This window comes from Cryobacterium sp. M25 (assembly GCF_002929635.1).
GTDB classification, from domain to species: domain Bacteria; phylum Actinomycetota; class Actinomycetes; order Actinomycetales; family Microbacteriaceae; genus Cryobacterium; species Cryobacterium sandaracinum.
Window position 1 is genome coordinate 165,476 of sequence record NZ_PJJU01000057.1, and the last position, 14,201, is coordinate 179,676.

Annotated in this window: 12 protein-coding genes; 8 read left to right on the forward strand and 4 right to left on the reverse strand. The window is 69.2% G+C overall.

Going from position 1 to position 14,201, the window contains the following annotated elements; all coding sequences use genetic code 11:
• Positions 1–25 precede the first annotated feature (25 nt).
• Positions 26–2,599 carry an alpha-glucan family phosphorylase gene (gene glgP, locus CXY81_RS13850; RefSeq protein WP_104195182.1) on the forward strand — a complete coding sequence of 858 codons (2,574 nt, stop codon included), beginning with the start codon at positions 26–28 and terminating at the stop codon, positions 2,597–2,599.
• A gap of 58 nt (positions 2,600–2,657) precedes the next feature.
• Here the strand turns inward: glgP and ybaK are convergent, their stop codons facing one another.
• Together ybaK and glgX are read right to left on the reverse strand one after the other, a co-directional pair.
• Positions 2,658–3,152 (reverse strand): Cys-tRNA(Pro) deacylase, encoded by a 495-nt coding sequence (gene ybaK / locus CXY81_RS13855; protein ID WP_198411422.1) that lies wholly within the window; start codon positions 3,150–3,152, stop codon positions 2,658–2,660.
• Between the two features lie 46 nt (positions 3,153–3,198).
• The gene (glgX, locus tag CXY81_RS13860; RefSeq protein WP_104169883.1) at positions 3,199–5,241 is read right to left on the reverse strand and encodes a glycogen debranching protein GlgX; all 2,043 of its coding nucleotides are present in this window, start codon (positions 5,239–5,241) and stop codon (positions 3,199–3,201) included.
• Between the two features lie 95 nt (positions 5,242–5,336).
• Here glgX and CXY81_RS13865 point away from each other — a divergent pair, with 95 nt between their 5' ends.
• The 5 genes from CXY81_RS13865 (at position 5,337) to ligA (ending at position 10,898) form a co-directional block, all read left to right on the forward strand.
• A complete protein-coding gene (locus CXY81_RS13865; RefSeq protein ID WP_104195183.1) occupies positions 5,337–6,521 on the forward strand; it encodes a cysteine desulfurase family protein in 1,185 nt (394 codons plus the stop codon).
• Positions 6,522–6,695: 174 nt separating this feature from the next.
• Positions 6,696–7,028 carry a winged helix-turn-helix domain-containing protein gene (locus CXY81_RS13870; RefSeq protein ID WP_233191536.1) on the forward strand — a complete coding sequence of 111 codons (333 nt, stop codon included), beginning with the start codon at positions 6,696–6,698 and terminating at the stop codon, positions 7,026–7,028.
• Positions 7,028–7,267: a hypothetical protein gene (locus tag CXY81_RS13875; protein WP_104169885.1), complete on the forward strand. Its 240-nt coding sequence runs from the start codon at positions 7,028–7,030 to the stop codon at positions 7,265–7,267. Before CXY81_RS13870 ends, CXY81_RS13875 begins: the two co-directional genes overlap by 1 nt.
• 159 nt (positions 7,268–7,426) lie before the next feature.
• Positions 7,427–8,596: a tRNA 2-thiouridine(34) synthase MnmA gene (mnmA, locus tag CXY81_RS13880; protein WP_134543465.1), complete on the forward strand. Its 1,170-nt coding sequence runs from the start codon at positions 7,427–7,429 to the stop codon at positions 8,594–8,596.
• Entirely contained in the window at positions 8,589–10,898 is a 2,310-nt protein-coding gene (gene ligA, locus CXY81_RS13885; RefSeq protein ID WP_104195257.1) for an NAD-dependent DNA ligase LigA, read from the forward strand. Before mnmA ends, ligA begins: the two co-directional genes overlap by 8 nt.
• 1 nt (position 10,899) lies before the next feature.
• Here the strand turns inward: ligA and CXY81_RS13890 are convergent, their stop codons facing one another.
• On the reverse strand, positions 10,900–11,694 hold the full coding sequence (locus tag CXY81_RS13890) for an alpha/beta fold hydrolase (protein ID WP_104195185.1): 795 nt from the start codon (positions 11,692–11,694) through the stop codon (positions 10,900–10,902).
• A complete protein-coding gene (locus CXY81_RS13895; RefSeq protein WP_104169889.1) occupies positions 11,691–12,236 on the reverse strand; it encodes a PadR family transcriptional regulator in 546 nt (181 codons plus the stop codon). Before CXY81_RS13895 ends, CXY81_RS13890 begins: the two co-directional genes overlap by 4 nt.
• Positions 12,237–12,534: 298 nt before the next feature.
• On the opposite strand from CXY81_RS13895, the gene CXY81_RS13900 reads away from it, so the two are divergent.
• Both CXY81_RS13900 and gatC read left to right on the forward strand, forming a co-directional pair.
• Positions 12,535–13,863: an alpha/beta hydrolase gene (locus CXY81_RS13900; protein ID WP_134543457.1), complete on the forward strand. Its 1,329-nt coding sequence runs from the start codon at positions 12,535–12,537 to the stop codon at positions 13,861–13,863.
• A gap of 38 nt (positions 13,864–13,901) precedes the next feature.
• Positions 13,902–14,198, forward strand: a complete 297-nt coding sequence (gene gatC, locus CXY81_RS13905; RefSeq protein WP_166784587.1) for an Asp-tRNA(Asn)/Glu-tRNA(Gln) amidotransferase subunit GatC — start codon at positions 13,902–13,904, stop codon at positions 14,196–14,198.
• Positions 14,199–14,201: the final 3 nt, after the last annotated feature.

Consider the following 14,201-nt stretch of genomic DNA (forward strand, 5'->3'; position numbering starts at 1 on the left):
CACGCCACGCGCCTAGGCTGAGGATGTGAAAGCGATCCGCAAATTTACCGTCCGAACCGTGCTGCCCGAGTCGCTCGCCGCGCTCGACGAGCTTGCCGGCAACCTGCGCTGGTCCTGGCATGAGCCGACCCGCCAGTTGTTCGAGCACATCGCCCCCGAATTGTGGCGTGAGAGCGGTACCGACCCGGTCGCGTTGCTGGGGGCCGTCGACACGGCCCGCCTCGAAGCCCTCGCCCAGGACAACGACTACGTGGCGTGGGCGAACGCCACCCGCGACGAACTGCGCGAGTACCTCGAGAAGCCCCGCTGGTACCAGGGGCTCGAGGGCGACAAGCCGGCATCCATCGCCTATTTCTCCCCGGAGTTCGGCATCGCCGCCGCGTTGCCGCAGTACTCGGGCGGCCTCGGCATCCTCGCCGGCGACCACCTGAAGAGCGCCTCGGACCTTGGCGTGCCGCTGGTCGGTGTTGGCCTGTTCTACCGTGCCGGGTACTTCAGCCAGGCCATCTCACCCGACGGCTGGCAGCTGGAGAGCTACCCGCTGCTCGACCCCGACGGCCTGCCGCTGTCGGTGCTGCGCCGGGCCGACGGCTCGCCCGTGCAGGTCTCCCTCGCACTTCCCGACGACCGGACCCTGCACGCGCGGGTCTGGCAGGCGATGGTCGGTCGCATCCGGCTCTTGATGCTCGACACCGACATCCCCGAGAACACCGACGACCTGCGACTGGTCACCGACCGCCTGTACGGCGGCGGCGGCGAACACCGTCTGCTGCAGGAGCTGCTGCTCGGCATCGGCGGCGCCCGCGCCGTGAAGAAGTGGAGCAGCCTCAACGGCCAGGCCGACCCTGAGGTGTTCCACACCAACGAGGGTCACGCCGGTTTCCTCGGCCTCGAGCGCATCTCCAGCCTGATCGGCGAGGGGCTCAGTTTTTCGGAGGCGCTGCAGGTGGCCCGGGCCGGAACGGTGTTTACGACCCACACGCCGGTCGCCGCCGGCATCGACCGGTTCGAGCGCAGCCTGGTGCGGCGCTACTTCGAGACCGACCTGCTTCCGGGCGTCGCCGTCGACGACCTCCTCGCCCTCGGCGCGGAGAACTTTCAGGATGGCAATCCGGACGTCTTCAACATGGCCCTGATGGGCCTGCGACTGGGGCAGCGCGCCAACGGCGTTTCGAAGCTGCACGGCGAGGTCAGCCGGGTGATGTTCAAGGGTCTATGGCCAGGTTTCGACGCCGACGACGTGCCGATCGCCTCGATCACGAACGGTGTGCACGCCCCCACCTGGACCGACCCGGCCCTTCTCGCGCTCGCGCAGAGCCGTCTGGGCACCAGCGACACGTCCGACGCCGATTGGGCGTCGCCCGCCGTGTCCGACACGGACCTGTGGCAGGTGCGCGGCCAGATGCGCCTGCAGTTCGTCGAGGACGCCCGCCGACGGATCGCCGCGGCCTGGGAGGGCCAGAACCCGGGCGGCATCGTGCCGTCCTGGATCGGGCGGGTCTTCGACCCGAACGTTCTCACGATCGGGTTCGCCCGCCGCGTGCCGACCTACAAACGTCTGACCCTGATGCTGCACGACCCCGAGCGGTTGCGCGCGCTGCTGCTGCACTCCGAACACCCGATCCAAATCGTAATCGCAGGCAAATCGCATCCGGCCGACGAGGAGGGCAAGCGCCTGATCCAGAGGATCGTGCAGTTCGCGGCCGACCCGGCGCTGCGCACCAAGATCGCGTTCCTGCCCGACTACAACATCGGTATGGCCCAGCTGATGTACCCAGGCACGGATGTCTGGCTCAACAATCCGCTGCGCCCGCTCGAGGCGTGCGGCACGTCCGGCATGAAGGCGGCCCTCAACGGCGCCCTCAACCTGTCGATCCTCGACGGCTGGTGGCCGGAATACTACGACGGCAACAACGGTTGGGCGATCCCCACCGCAGACGCCGCCGGTGACGCGGCCGAACGTGACCGGCTCGAGGCGGACGCGCTGTACGAGCTGATCGAGCACCAGGTCGCACCGAAGTTCTACGACCGCAACGCCGACGGAGTGCCCGAACGCTGGGTCTCCTCGATTCGGCAGACGCTCGCGAAGCTCTCACCGGAACTCAACGCCGGTCGGATGGTGCGCCAGTACGTGCAGGAGCTGTACCGGCCTGCCGGCACGGCCGAGGCCCGCCTGTCCGAGAACAACTACCGGGCCGCCCGGGAATTGGCCGCCTGGAAGGGGCGGATCGTCTCGGCCTGGCCCGGCGTCGCCGTGACCCACGTCGAATCCGGCGGCGTCGCCCCGGTGCCGCAGGTCGGCGACGAACTGCACCTCCGCGCACACGTGCAGCTGAACGGTCTTGCGCCCGAGGACGTCACCGTCGAGGTCGTCTACGGCAAGAGCCTCACCAATGACGACCTGAGTGACGTCAACACCCTGCCGCTCAATACGGAACCGTTGGGGACCGGTGCGACGGATGCCAGTACGCCGACGCTCTTCACCGGCACGATAGAACTCGACCGTGGTGGCGCATTCGGCTACACGGTGCGGGTCGTGCCGCACAACGAGCTTCTGGTGAGCCCCGCCGAGATGGGTCTGATCGCCGTCGCCGGCTAGCGCTGACCGGCCTCACGAAAAAGCACCTTCGTTCCGACGGAGGTGTTTTTTCGTGCGGTTACGGGCGCGCGATCGCCGCGAAGACCGCGGAGGCGGCCCGGGCCAGATCGGCCGGCGTCAGCTCGATGTCAAAACCGCGGCGCCCGCCGGAGACGAAGACGGTGTCAAACGTCAGGGCGCTCTCGTCGACCACGGTCGTGAGCCGGCTCTTCTGGCCGATCGGGCTGATACCGCCCACCACGTAGCCGGTCTTGCGCTCGGCGAGCGACGGGTCTGCCATCACGGCCCTCTTTGCACCCACGGCGGTGGCCAAAGCCTTGAGGTCGAGCTGGCCGGTGACCGGCACGACGCCGACGACCAGCCGGCCGTCGACATCCGTCAGCAGGGTCTTGAACACCCGACCGGCGGCGACGTCGAGTTTCTCCGCCGCTTCCAGGCCGAAACTCGTCGACGACGCCTCGTGCGGGTAGGCGTGCGGGGTGAACGGGATGCCGGCGCGCACCAGCGCCACCGTCGCCGGAGTACCGGCGCTTCCCTCCACCCGTTTGGCCACGGTCAGCGGCCCCCGGTCCGGTTTCCCATGGTCCCTTTGCCCACGCTCAGTGCGCCCGGAGCAGCTGCATCGAGGCGGCCGGAACGAGGAACTGGTCGCCGGGGGCGTGCTCGATGACGGCGTCGCTCAGGTCGTCGTGGCTGGAATCCCAGAGCAGCGAGTACGAGGTGACGCCCGTGTGCAGGGGCAGTGTCACCGTCACCTCCTCCTCACGGCCCTGCACGATCAGCAGGATACGGTTGAAATCCTCGTGCTCCGGGGTGCTCGCCGCCAGGTACTGCAGAGTGCGCTCATCGGACGAGTGCCAGTCGTCCTCGGACATGGACCGGCCCTCCGCGTTGTACCAGTTCATTTCGCTGGCGCTGAGGGTCGTCTCACCGGGGCGTCCGAACCGTACCGGGCGCAGCGCCGGGTTTTCGCGGCGCAGCTGGAGCAGGCGCCGGGTCACCCGGTGCAGGTCCTCCTGCCAGTCGTCGAGGTCCCAGTTCAACCAGGTGAGCTCACTGTCGTGGCAGTAGGCGTTGTTGTTGCCGCGCTGGCTGCGACCGAATTCGTCGCCCGCGGTGATCATCGGCACGCCGGCCGACAGCAGCAGGGTCGCGAGCAGGTTGCGCATGGCCTTGCGCCGGGCGGTCAGGATGTCCCGGTCCCGGGTCGGACCCTCCGCGCCGTGATTGAACGAGTTGTTGGAGTCGGTGCCGTCGCGGTTCGACTCCCCGTTGCCAACGTTGTGCTTGACGTTGTACGAGGTCAAATCGGCCATCGTGAAACCGTCGTGGGCCGTGATGAAGTTGAGCGAGGCGAGCGGGCCGCGCTCCCGGGAGAAGGTGTTCGCGGAACCTGCGAGGCGGGTCGCAAAGCGCCCGATCCCGCTCCCGGCGTGCCCGTCGCGGGCGGCCGCCAGGTCGGTCAGCCAGAACGAACGCATGCGGTCGCGGTAGCGGTCGTTCCACTCGGTCCAGCCGTCCGGGAAATTGCCGGTCTGCCAGCCGCCCATCCCGATGTCCCAGGGCTCGGCGATCAGCTTGACCGTCGAGAGTTCCGGGTCGGCCGTGATCGAGGCGAGCAGCGGGCTGTCCGCCTGGAAGTCGACGTTCTCGTCCCGGGCGAGCGTGGCCGACAGGTCGAAGCGGAAACCGTCGATCTGCACCTCGTTCGCCCAGTAGCGCAGCGAGTCGAGCACGAGTCGGCGGGGAACGTCGTGGGAGACGTTCAGGGTGTTGCCGCAACCCGTGACGTCGATGTATCCGCCGGCGCTGTTCTGCCGGTAGTAGGCGGCATTGTCGATGCCGCGGAGGCTGCTGACGGGGCCGTTCGGGCCCTCCTCGGCGGTGTGGTTGTAGACCACGTCGAGGATGACCTCGAGGCCGGCCTCGTGCAGGAGCTTGACCATGCCCTTGAATTCCCGGAGCACCGCTTCGGGACCGGCGGCCTGGGACTTCTGGGTGGCGTAGTCGGCGTGCGGTGAAAAGAAGTTGAAGGTGTTGTAACCCCAATAATTGCTCAGACCCTGCTTGATCAGGCGCTGCTCGGACACGAACGCCTGCACCGGCAGCAGTTCGACGCTGGTCACGCCGAGGTTCTTCAGGTAGCCGATGGTCGACTCGTGGGCAAGGCCCGCATAGGTGCCGCGGAGGTTCGCCGGCACCGAGGGGCTGAGGTTGGTGAGGCCGCGAACGTGGGCCTCGTAGACCACGGTGTGGTCCAGGGCGATCCTCGGTTTGACCGAACCGGCCCAGTCGAAATCGCCGTCGACTACGGAAGACTGCCACTGGTCGGGGCCGACCCGCACGAGTCCCCGGGAATAGGGTTCGATCAGTGTCTTCTCGGGGTGGAAGGAGTTGCGGGGGGCGGTGGGACCAGAGACGCGGATGCCGTAGCGGCGTCCGGGGGAGAGGGTTCGGGAGTGTCCGGACCAGACGCCGTGCTCATCCTTGACCATGGGCACGGTCTTGATGATCCAGTGGGGGTCGGTGGCGTCGAAGATGCACAGGTCGATGGCGTCGGCGGTCTCCGACCACACGCGGAGTTCGCCGCCGTGGGTCGTGACTCGCACGCCGAGGCTGCGCAGGGGATCAGGCGGGGTCATGCGTTCTAGAGTAATGAGTACAGAAGCCGTGTTTTACCACCAGGAGACCCGCCGGTGGGACCTGGCGAAACTCGAGCGAGCGCGAAAGGAGCGAGATGGCGATCTATCTGGACCATGCGGCAACCACCCCCATGCTGCCCGAAGCCATTGACGCCTACGTTCGGGCGACGGGGGTGGTGGGCAATCCCGCATCCGTTCACAGCCAGGGTCAGAACGCAAAACGGATGCTCGAGGAGGCCCGCGAGCAGGTCGCCGCCAGCCTCGGCTGCGACCCGATCGAGGTAGTCTTCACCGGCGGCGGCACCGAGGCGATCAACCTCGGCATCAAGGGGCTGTTCTGGGCCAGGCAGCCGCGCACCCGCATCCTCGTTCCCGGAGGTGAGCACCACGCCACCATGGACACGGTCGAGTGGCTCGATCGGCACGAGGGAGCCGTGGTCGAGTGGCTGCCGCTGGACGCCGTCGGCCGGATCGATCTGGCAGCGGTTGCCCAATCCATCGCCGCGAACCCCGACGACATCGCCCTGGTCACCTGTCTCAGCGCCAACAACGAGGTCGGAACCCTGCAGCCGGTCGCCGAGGTGGCCGCGCTCGCCGCGGCGCACGGCATCCCGGTGCACGTCGACGCGGTGGCGGCGTACGGCCACGTTCCGATCGATTTCCACGCCCTCAGTCAGGCCGGCGTGGCCGCGCTCAGTGTCTCGGCACACAAGATTGGCGGCCCGGTGGGGATCGGGGCGCTCGCCCTCTCGCGTCGGGCCACGGTCGAGCCGCTGCTGCACGGCGGCGGGCAGCAGCGTCAGGTACGCAGCGGCACTCAGGACGTCGCGGCGGCCGTCGCGTTCGCGGTCGCGGCAAACGCCCTGCACGACCTTCCGGCGGAGAACGCGCGGATCTCCGCGCTGCGCGAGCGCCTCGTCGTCGGCGTCTCCGCGGCCGTGCCCTCCGTCGTGGTGAACGGCGACCCGGACCCGCAAAACCATCTGCCGGGCACCGCGCATTTCAGCTTCCCGGGCTGCGAGGGTGACTCGCTCCTGTTCCTGCTCGACGTGGCGGGCATCTCGGTGTCCACGGGGTCCGCCTGCCAGGCGGGCGTGGCCGAGCCCTCCCACGTGCTGCGCGCCATGGGCCGCAGCGAAGTGGAGGCGCGCGGCGCCCTGCGGATCACCCTCGGCCGCACCAACACCGAGGCCGACGTCGACGCTCTGATCGCCGCCCTCCCGGCCGCCCACGCCCGGGCGGCCCGGGCCGGCCTGGCCGACCGGATGCCGGGCCGCTGAGCCGCGCCGCGGCATCCGTGCTCTGCTGCACGTCGTCGCTCCTCACCCGCGGCGCGGGTGCTGCGCCGCTGCGCGCCTAGCACGCCACGAGCGCAGCGGCGTAGCTGCCGCGCGGCTGACGTGGCGGTGCTGGACGGCTTGGGCCTACACGTGTAAGGTATTTATTGCAGGTGGATGGATGTCGAGGGGAGCGTGGGCACGATGACGCTCGACGAGGAGATCGCCCGGCTGTCCGCCCTCGCCAACCCGCACCGTTTCCGCATCATCGCCCTGCTGGCGGAGGAGTCCCTCCATGTGAGTGAGCTCGCCCGCCGGCTGGGGATGTCCCGGGCCCTGCTGTACATGCACCTGCAACGACTCGAATCGGCCGGTTACGTGACCGGGCACCTCGAACTCTCCGACGACGGCAAGGCCCTGAAATTTTTCGAGGTCGTTTCGTTCGAGGTCACCACCAACGTCGCACGCATCGTTGCGGCGGTCGCAGCCGACACAGAAAGCACACACTGATGGACAACATTCCCTGGTTCGCCTGGATCGCCATTGTCGGCATCATCGCCGGCGTCACATCGAGCATCGTGGCGGCCGTGCTGCGGTCGCGCGAGAAGCAGGCGGAGTTCGCCGGAGCGGCGGACCTGCGCGGCCTCGTCGAGCAGAGCACCGCGAGCAACCAGGCCGTGCTCGACCGGCTCGCCCTGCTGGAGCTTCGCCTCGCCTCGATCGAGCGAACCCTGACCGATATCCCCTGACCGATAACCCCTGACCGATATCCCCTGACACTGGCCCTGGCCCGAGGCTGGTGCCGCGGGCGTCTGTCGTCGCTCGTCCCGGCCCATCGTTTCGTTGCGCGGGAGCTGCGCCGCTGCGCGAGGGCTGCGCGGGGGCGCTCACCCGATTACACTCGTCAAGTGAAGGTTTTGGCAGCAATGAGCGGTGGGGTGGACTCCGCCGTCGCCGCAGCCCGCATGGTCGAGGCGGGACACGAGGTGGTCGGGGTGCACCTGGCCCTCAGCCGGATGCCCGGAACCCTGCGCACCGGCAGCCGCGGCTGCTGCACGGTCGAGGACTCGATGGATGCCCAGCGGGCGGCCAACATCATCGGCATCCCGTACTACGTCTGGGACTTCTCCGAGCGGTTCAAGCTCGACGTGGTCGACGACTTCATCGCCGAATACGCCGCTGGCCGCACCCCGAACCCCTGCATGCGCTGCAACGAGCGCATCAAGTTCGCCGCCCTGCTCGAAAAGGCCCTCGACTTGGGCTTCGACGCCGTCGCCACCGGTCACTACGCCACGATCGTGACGGATGCCGACGGCAACCGCGAGCTGCACCGCGCCAGCGCCTGGGCCAAGGATCAGTCCTATGTGCTCGGCGTGCTCACCCAGGACCAACTGGCGCACTCGATGTTCCCGCTCGGCGCGACGCCGTCCAAGGCCGAGGTGCGAGCGGAGGCCGCGGCGCGCGGTTTCTCGGTGGCGAACAAGCCCGACTCCTACGACATCTGCTTCATCCCCGACGGTGACACCCGAGGCTGGCTGGCCGAGCGCGTGCCGCCGGCGACCGGGGACATCCTCGACCGGGACGGCAATACCCTCGGCACGCACGACGGGGCGGCCGCGTTCACCGTCGGGCAGCGCAAGGGGCTGCAGATCGGCACCCCGGCCGCCGACGGCAAGCCCCGGTTCGTGCTCGAGGTGCGCCCGATCTCCAACACCGTCGTCGTCGGGCCGAAAGAGGCGCTCGCGATCAAGAAGATCGCCGGCACGAAGTTCACCTGGTGCGGCGTGGCCCCCGCACACCCGGAGATCGCCTTCGACTGCGACGTGCAGATCCGCGCCCACGCCGACCCGGTTCCCGCCGTGGCCCAGGTCGTTCCGTTCAAGGCCGGCTCGTCCGCCGAGACCAGCGCGAGCCGCGGGAGCGGCGCCACCACCGAGCTCGTGATCATCCCGGCCGAGCCGCTCACCGGCGTCGCGCCCGGGCAGACCGCCGTCGTCTACCTCGGCACCCGCGTGCTCGGGCAGTGCACCATCGATCGCACGGTTAGTGCCGTCAGTGCGGTCGCCGTCGATGCATAGCCCGGCGCCCGACCCGGCGGCAGACGTGCCCCTGCACGTCGCCGCGGCCGAGGTCTCCGACCTGACCCAGCGCATCCTGGAAGCCCGGGACGCGTACTACGACCGCAACGAGGCCGTCATCACCGACGCGGAGTACGATGCGTTGGTGCACCGCCTCGCCGAGCTCGAGCGGGAATTCCCCGAGCTGGCCAGTCAGGACAGCCCCACCCAGACCGTGGGCGGCCGCGCCGAGACCAGCCTGTTCGATCCGGTGCAGCATGCCGAACGCATGCTCAGCCTCGACAACGTCTTCTCGCTCGACGAATTCGGCCTCTGGGCCGCGAAGGTCGAACGGGACGCCGGGCGACCCGTGCACTACCTCTGCGAGCTCAAAATCGACGGACTCGCGATCAACCTGCGCTACGAGCAGGGGGTGCTGGTCGGCGCCGCCACCCGCGGCGACGGGGTGGTCGGCGAGGACGTCAGTGAGAACGTCGCCTTGGTGCCCGGCATTCCGAGAAAACTGCTGGGCACCGGGCATCCGGCCCTGATGGAGGTGCGCGGTGAGGTGTTCTTCCCGGTCGCCGAATTCCTCGAGCTCAACGCGCAGCAGGTCGCCGCCGGCGAACGCGTCTTCGCGAATCCGCGCAACGCGGCGGCCGGCTCCCTGCGCCAGAAGGCCGAGGGTAAGGCCGCGGAACCGCTGCGCCTGATGCGGGCCAGGCTCGGCCGGCTCCGGATGCTGGTGCACGGCATCGGCGCGTGGGCCACCCCGCCGGTCGCGTCCCAATCCGGGGTCTACGAGCTGTTGCAGGACTGGGGTCTGCCTACCAGCAGCTACTACCGGGTAGAACCCTCCGCGGCTCTCGCGGCGGACTTCGTCGCGTACTACGGCGAGCACCGCGCCAGCGTCGACCACGAGATCGACGGCATCGTGATCAAGGTCGACGAGCTGGCCCTGCACGCCGAACTCGGTGCCACCAGCCGGGCGCCGCGCTGGGCGATCGCCTACAAGTACCCGCCCGAGCAGGTCAACACCAGGCTGCTCGACATCGTCGTCAGCGTCGGCCGGACCGGCCGGGCCACGCCGTTCGCCGTCATGAAGAAGGTGCGGGTCGCCGGTTCCGAGGTGCGCCAGGCCACCCTGCACAACCAGGACGTGGTCCAAGCCAAGGGCATCCTGATCGGCGACATCGTCGTGCTGCGCAAGGCCGGCGACGTCATCCCCGAGGTGCTCGGCCCGGTGGTCGAGCTGCGCGACGGCACCGAGCGAGCCTTCGTCATGCCGGTGAACTGCCCGGAGTGCGGAACGCCGCTCGCCCCGGCCAAGGAGGGCGACATCGACCTCCGCTGCCCGAACGCGCGCAGCTGCCCGGCTCAGGTGCGCGGCCGGGTCGAGCACATCGGCTCCCGCGGCGCCCTCGACATCGAGGTGCTCGGCGAGGTGGCCGCCGCCGCTCTCACCCAGCCCATCCGTCCGGTGGAGCCGCCCCTGTGCACCGAGGCCGGCCTGTTCGACCTCACCCTCGACGACCTGCTGCCGATCGAGGTCATCGTGCGGGACGCCGAGACCGGGCTGGCCAAGGAAGAGGATGACGGCTCCGTGCGGCTGCGCACGCCGTTCCGGCGCAACCCCACGGCCGCCGAGAAGAAGCAGGGCGTCGAGGGACCGCAGCCGTCGTCGAGTGCGCAGAAGCTCCTGCGCGAGATCGAGCTGGCGAAGACCAAGCCGCTGTGGCGGCTTCTGGTGGCCCTCAACATCCGTCACGTCGGGCCGGTGGCGGCGCGCGCCCTGGCCGGCCACTTCGGTTCTCTCGAGCTGATCCGGGCCGCGTCCCGCGAGGAGCTCGCCGAGGTCGACGGGGTGGGCGGCATCATCGCCGACGCCATCATCGCGTGGTTCGAGGTGGACTGGCACCAGGGCATCGTGGAGCAGTGGACGGTGGCCGGCGTTCAGTTCCGCATATCGGAGCACCCCGGTCCTGGAGCCGCTGCGGCGGCCGGGGGAGTGCTGGCCGGGCTCACGGTGGTGGCCACCGGATCGATCGAGGGCTACACCCGGGAAGAGGCGCAGGAGGCGATCATTTCCGCCGGGGGCAAATCCGCCGGGAGCGTGTCGAAGAATACCGACTTCGTGGCCGCCGGTCCGGGCGCGGGGTCGAAGCTGGCCAAGGCGGAGGCGCTCGGCCTGCGGATCCTCGACGCCGCAGAATTCCACCTGCTGGTCACGAGCGGCCCGGAGTCCCTGGCCGAGACGACGGTCGACGCCGACGCCGACGCCGACGCCGACGCCGACGCCGACGCCGACACTGACCCGGTTTGATTCAACGGCTCTCCTCGCCCGGCACCTCTGACGCGTCGACCCAACCGAGCACCATCCGGGTGAACAGGTCCACATCCTCGATGCTCCAGACATGGTGCATGCCGGGTGCGGTCCAGGCGCGAGTCTGCGGCAGATGGGCGAGCAGCGCAGGAAAGCTGTCCCGGACGAGGCGGGACTCCCGTTCGCCCGCCACCGCCAGCAGGGGGCCGCGGTAGTCCTGCAGCCTCTCCGGGACGCCGCCGCGGTTCACCTCGGCGAAGACGCGCTGGGCGTTGTCGGTTCGGAGGCTCAGACCGTGTTCCACGAACAGGTCGACCGCGTCGGCGGGCAGGCCGAAAGCCTTCGCCTGGGCCCGCCAGTACCAGGGGCGGTCCCAGAGCCGCAGTTGCATCGTGCTCAGGAACCGGGCCGTGCCGTGCACCCCGGTGAGCGGCACGCCGGACACCAGGCACGAGTGCAGCAGTCCCGGGTGCCGGGCCATGACGTGCGTGGCCACTAGGCCGCCCAGGGACAGCCCCACCAGATGGGCCCGGCCGCCGCGCGCGTGCGCGGCGATGATGCCGGCCACATCGTCGGCGGTCTGACCGAGGGAAAGCCAGTCCTCTCCGGCCCGGTCGCCGAAACCGGGCAGGTCGGGGGTGAGCAGATGCCGGTCGGGCATTCCCTCCACCTGCGGTCTCCAGGACCACGACGCGACGCTGCCGCCGTGCAGGAACATGATCGTGTCGGTCCCCGTGGTGTCAACGCCGTGCTGCAGGGGATAGCGGAATTCCAGGCGCTGGCGGGGACGGCTCATCCGAAGGCCTCCTTCGTCTCGACCAGCCACGCGAGTTCCGCCTCGGCGTGGAGGATTCCGTTCCGCAGCGTTGCGAAGCGCAGCCTGCGTCCGAGGTCGTCCGGGGCACGATCGTCGGGCTCGCGGTGGGCCTGCTCCTGCTCGGCGACGGAACGCAATGCGGCCAGCATCGTGGTGGCCTGGCCGCGCCGCGCCCGCAGCAGTGCCCGGGTAGCCGGCACCCCCAGGGTGCCGACGAAGAACAGCCGCATCAGGAACGCGTCGTGCGAGGTTTCGGGTTCCAGCGGCGCCCGCAGCCAGTCGCCCAGGGCCGCCCGGCCGGCCGAGGTGATGTGGTGCTCGCGCCGGTCGGGGCGTCTCTCCTGCGGAATGACCTCGACGTCGGCGAGACCGTCGGCGACCAGTGCCGCCAGCGTGCGGTAGATTTGGGATTGGTCGGCGGACCAGAAATGGGCGACGGATGCCTCGATGCTCTTTTTGAGGTCGTATCCCGTCATCGGTGCGAGGTCCAGGATCCCGAGGAGGGCGATTTTCAACGACATGTGTATATGGGATCACACCTATACAGGTTTATGCAAGTATAAACTTTGGCGCGATTGACCCTCGATCGGGGGTCTCCCAGACCCACTGTGGGGGCACGGCCGCACCATCCGTTTCAGTAGTCTGGAGACGCAATGCTTGTCTGTTAGAGGCCGGGTTGTTTTGCTACTCGGTGTTCGTGAGGGGACGTGCCCAGGTTTGCTGTTAGAAGCGGCGGTTCTAACGCTCTCTCTGGCTCTCAATGGAGTCAGTGAGACCTCTGGCGCGCACGCTCTCAGCACCACAGTCCAGGGCCAGCCGGTGCCGAACCGGGGCGCCGAACCCGCCGCGGCGGAACCGTTGTGGCTGAACCTGTCGGCGCGCACCGGTACCTCGGTCGCGGGGCCCGGCGCCGGCGACCCGCGGGTGTCCGCGCAGCCGATCGCATCCGTGCCGAGGTCCGCCACGGTCGCCACCGTCGAATCCGTGCGGGGACTGACCGGAGCCAACCTGCTGGCCGGGCTGTCCACCCTCTCCGTGGCCGACATGGCCGCGTTCGTGGAGCAGTCCCCCGGCCAGGTCGACGCCCTGTTGACGGCGCCGCCCGCAGCCTCCGCGGTGGCCGGCCTCTGGACGGAACTCGAAGCCTCCGAGCGGTCGTCGCTGCTGGCTGCCGCACCCAAGCTCGTGGGCAACCTGGAGGGTGTCCCCTTCCGGGAGCGGGGCAGGGCCAACGCTCGCTACCTCACGCAGAGCTTGGCCGACGTCACCCAGCGGCTGGCCGACGCGACCGACGACAGCGAGCGCACGCTGCTCAACCGAGAACTCGCCGTCCTGACCCAGGTCAAGGCGGCACTGAGCACCCCCGACGGCGCCCCGCGCCGTTCCTTGATCCTCCTCGACCCCGCAGGCGGCGGGCGTGCCGCGATCGCCCTCGGCAACCCGGACACCGCCGCATTCGTCACCTATCTGGTACCCGGCATGAACTACACCGTCGAGCAGCAGATCGTCAACTGGGCCGACACCGCAGACGCCGTGTACACGGAACAGATCGCGGTGCTGCGCGGGGGGGCGCCGTCCGGGCACGCCCTGACCGGCGGCATCCGCGCCGCCGGCGTCGCCACGATCGCCTGGATCGGCTACGAGGCCCCCACTGTGTTCACCGTGGGCGGGACGGGCCTCGCGGAGGTCGGCGCCGACTTCCTGGAGCAGTCGGCTCTGGGCGTCGCGGCCGACCGAGGCACGCGTCGGCCCTTCGTTTCGGTGCTCGCGCACTCGTACGGGTCGACCGTGGCGCTCACGGCGCTGGCCCGCGGCACGTTCGGGGTGGACGCCCTGGTGCTGGTGGGGTCCCCGGGCAGCCAGGTGCAGTCCGTCGACAGCCTGAGCGTCGCGCCGGGCAGTGTCTATGTGGGCAGCGCCGACTGGGACCCGACCGTGAACAGCGCTTTCTTCGGCAGCGATCCCGGTGCGGAGGCGTACGGCGCGAACACCCTCGGCGTATCCGGCGGGAACGATCGGATCACCGGCTCCTGGCTGAACGGATCGGTCGGCCACAACGCCTACTTCGACGTTGGAAGCGAGTCCCTGCACAACATGGCGTTGATCGGAACCGGCAACGCGGATCTTGTCACCGACGGCTCCGAATAGAATTGGGGAATCCACCCCCGACGATCGTACGGAGCAACATGTCTGAAATCACGGCCGAGCAGGTTGCCCATTTGGCCAACCTTGCCCGGATCGACCTCAGCTCGGAGGAGATCGCCCGCCTCACGACTGAACTCGGTCAGATCGTTGACTCGGTCGCAAAGGTAGCCGAAGTGGCCACGCCGGATGTGCCGGCGACGAGCCACCCGATGCCGCTGACCAATGTCTTCCGCGCCGACACGGTGGTTCCCTCGCTCACGGTCGAACAGGCGCTCTCCGGGGCTCCCGACCGGGACGGCGACAAGTTCCGCGTGCCCGCAATCCTGGACGAGGAGTAATCC

Excerpts from the sequence above, each read along its gene's own strand:
- CXY81_RS13890 (WP_104195185.1), bottom strand. The coding sequence starts at position 11,694 with ATGAGCCGTCCCCGCCAGCGCCTGGAATTCCGCTATCCCCTGCAGCAC.
- ligA (WP_104195257.1), top strand. The coding sequence starts at position 8,589 with ATGCATAGCCCGGCGCCCGACCCGGCGGCAGACGTGCCCCTGCACGTC.
- CXY81_RS13895 (WP_104169889.1), bottom strand. The coding sequence starts at position 12,236 with ATGTCGTTGAAAATCGCCCTCCTCGGGATCCTGGACCTCGCACCGATG.
- CXY81_RS13870 (WP_233191536.1), top strand. The coding sequence starts at position 6,696 with ATGGATGTCGAGGGGAGCGTGGGCACGATGACGCTCGACGAGGAGATC.
- CXY81_RS13875 (WP_104169885.1), top strand. The coding sequence starts at position 7,028 with ATGGACAACATTCCCTGGTTCGCCTGGATCGCCATTGTCGGCATCATC.
- CXY81_RS13865 (WP_104195183.1), top strand. The coding sequence starts at position 5,337 with ATGGCGATCTATCTGGACCATGCGGCAACCACCCCCATGCTGCCCGAA.
- glgX (WP_104169883.1), bottom strand. The coding sequence starts at position 5,241 with ATGACCCCGCCTGATCCCCTGCGCAGCCTCGGCGTGCGAGTCACGACC.
- gatC (WP_166784587.1), top strand. The coding sequence starts at position 13,902 with ATGTCTGAAATCACGGCCGAGCAGGTTGCCCATTTGGCCAACCTTGCC.